General features: G+C 60.9%; 4 protein-coding genes. 1 reads left to right on the forward strand and 3 read right to left on the reverse strand.

Translation table 11 applies throughout. The annotated features are described in order from the left end of the window. The 3 genes from EN749_RS38975 to EN749_RS23525 form a co-directional block, all read right to left on the reverse strand. The coding region (locus EN749_RS38975) for an FAD-dependent monooxygenase (RefSeq protein WP_245491482.1) at nucleotides 1–236 on the reverse strand (236 nt) is incomplete at its 3' end. Beyond that, nucleotides 233–409 (reverse strand): hypothetical protein, encoded by a 177-nt coding sequence (locus EN749_RS23520; RefSeq protein ID WP_081738956.1) that lies wholly within the window; start codon nucleotides 407–409, stop codon nucleotides 233–235. The genes EN749_RS23520 and EN749_RS38975, both read right to left, overlap by 4 nt. 194 nt (nucleotides 410–603) lie before the next feature. Beyond that, nucleotides 604–1365, reverse strand: a complete 762-nt coding sequence (locus EN749_RS23525; protein ID WP_127808368.1) for a GGDEF domain-containing protein — start codon at nucleotides 1363–1365, stop codon at nucleotides 604–606. A gap of 160 nt (nucleotides 1366–1525) precedes the next feature. On the opposite strand from EN749_RS23525, the gene EN749_RS23530 reads away from it, so the two are divergent. Beyond that, complete coding sequence (locus EN749_RS23530) at nucleotides 1526–2242, forward strand: pyrimidine 5'-nucleotidase (RefSeq protein ID WP_127808367.1); 717 nt, start codon at nucleotides 1526–1528, stop codon at nucleotides 2240–2242. Nucleotides 2243–2284: the final 42 nt, after the last annotated feature.

The raw sequence follows: 2284 nt of genomic DNA on the forward strand, positions 1-2284 counted from the left end.
ATCAACCGCAGCCGGGTTATGTCGAGATCGAAATAAAAATCCCCGACCGTGCTGCCACGGTAAAAGTCCTGCGACTCGTCGCTGAATTCGCGCGGACCGGCCTCCATCACCACCACCGGAATGCCGGCCGCACCAAGCTTGCGCGCAATGGTCATACCGGCCGGGCCGGAGCCGAGAATGCAGACTTTTGGAGTGAAGTTCGCGGCGCGATACGCCTCGTAGCTGTCGAAGATCATGCCAGGTCGCTCCGTTTGAGGATCCAGCCATTGACCTCGACGATCTCGTTCGGGTCGGGCTTTGGACCGGCGGCATCGGCATCAGGCAGCTTGCGGAACAAAGACAGGGCAGGCAATGCGATCAACGCCTGCACGAGCGCGCGGCGTGACATTCTCTTGATGATGAAACTCATGGCTGGTCTCTCGGCTGGGCTTCGGCACTGCATGGCGTTCCCAGAACGGCAATTCCCGGAACGACACATGCATCACCGTGGAAGCCAGTATCGTGCCAAGTCTGGCCGCAAAGCAGTGAAAACCCGGCTAAGCGGTACAACCGAGTGCAAACAGGGTTAGAATTTTCTTAACAGGCCGGTTGCGGCAGATCGGATCACGCCGCCTCGGAAATGCCGGTGTCGATGATCGTCAGGTTACGGCCCTGGTGCTTTGCCTGGTAGAGGCGCCGGTCGGCGGCGCGCATCAGCTCCGACACACTGGCTTCCTCGCCGCAGACAGTACCGCCGATGCTGACCGTGAGCGGAATGGTCCGCTCGTCGACGGGCCGGAAGCGGATCAGCTCCACTTCGCGGCGAATGCGCTCGGCGACGCGCTTGGCCTCCTGCTCGGTGGCGCCGGTCAGGAAGGCGCCGAACTCCTCGCCGCCGATGCGGCCGAGCACATCGCCGCTGCGCACGCCGCGCTGGATCGCGCTGGCGATCAAAAGCAGCGCGTCATCACCTGTCAGGTGGCCAAAATTGTCGTTGATGGTCTTGAAGTGGTCGGCATCGATGATCAGCAGCGCGCCGCGATCGGACTTGCGGCGCGAACCGTCGAGCGCGGCAAAGAAACTTTCCCGGTTGAGCATGCCGGTCATGTCGTCGCGGCTCGCCTTTTCCGCCAGGCGGCGATGCGCGGCGGCGAGCTGGGCATGGGCTCGGGCGAGATCGCGATGCGCGTTTTTCAGCCTGTCGCTTTGCCAGAAAGTGCTTGCGCTGGCAGCCCACGCCAGCACCAGCGGACAGAGGGTGGAGGTCAGCCAGATCGTGCGGTTGACCGGAAATCCCATGGCCGGAACGATGATCAGGGTCAGCAGGAGAGAGGCCGCGACTGAGGCGAAAGCAACGGCGGCGGATCTCAGAATTATGCTGTTCATCGCTTGCTCCCACAAGACTGCCTCTCTGCCAGCAAGCCCTAAAGGCCACCTTTCCCAGATGCCTAAAATTTGAATCGTGAGGCGATTTACGCAACCTCAACGAGCAGAAGTTGTGGATAAAGTCCCTTCCGGAATGCGCGTTTCATGCCATAAGGAGCCCATGACCACGCTCCCTGACCCCGCCCGCTTCGCCCATGTCACCGACTGGGTTTTCGATCTCGACAACACGCTCTATCCGCATCATTCGAATCTGTTCTCGCAGATCGACGTCAAGATGACCGCCTATGTCGGCGAGCTGCTGGCATTGCCGCGCGACGATGCGCGCAAGTTGCAGAAGGAACTCTACCGCGAATATGGCACGACGCTGAACGGCCTGATGACACGTCATGGCATCGACCCCGATGATTTCCTCGAGAAGGTCCACGACATCGACTATTCATGGCTGGTGCCAGACCCCGTTCTCGGCACCGCCATCCGCCAGCTTCCGGGCCGCAAGTTCATCTTCACCAATGGCGACCGCAGGCACGCCGAGCGCACCGCGCGCCAACTCGGCATCCTCGACCATTTCGACGACATCTTCGACATCGTCGCCGCCGGGCTCAATCCCAAGCCGGCGCGCCAGACCTACGAGAAGTTCGCCGAACTCCACGCCGTCACCGGCCACAATGCGGTGATGTTCGAAGACCTTGCCCGTAACCTGTCGGTGCCGAAGTCGCTCGGCATGACCACGGTGCTTATCGTGCCGCGCAATTTCGAGCCGACCTTTTCCGAGATCTGGGAGCGCGACCCGGCCAATGAGGATGATGTCGATTTCGTCACCGACGATCTGGCGGGGTTTCTGACGGCGATTGTGGAGGGGGAGGAAGAGGGGAATTGAAGAATTGAAGAATTGAAGAATGAAGGACGGTCTCTACGGATC

This window comes from Mesorhizobium sp. M7A.F.Ca.ET.027.02.1.1, assembly GCF_004022985.1.
In the GTDB taxonomy this organism is placed as follows: Bacteria; Pseudomonadota; Alphaproteobacteria; order Rhizobiales; family Rhizobiaceae; genus Mesorhizobium.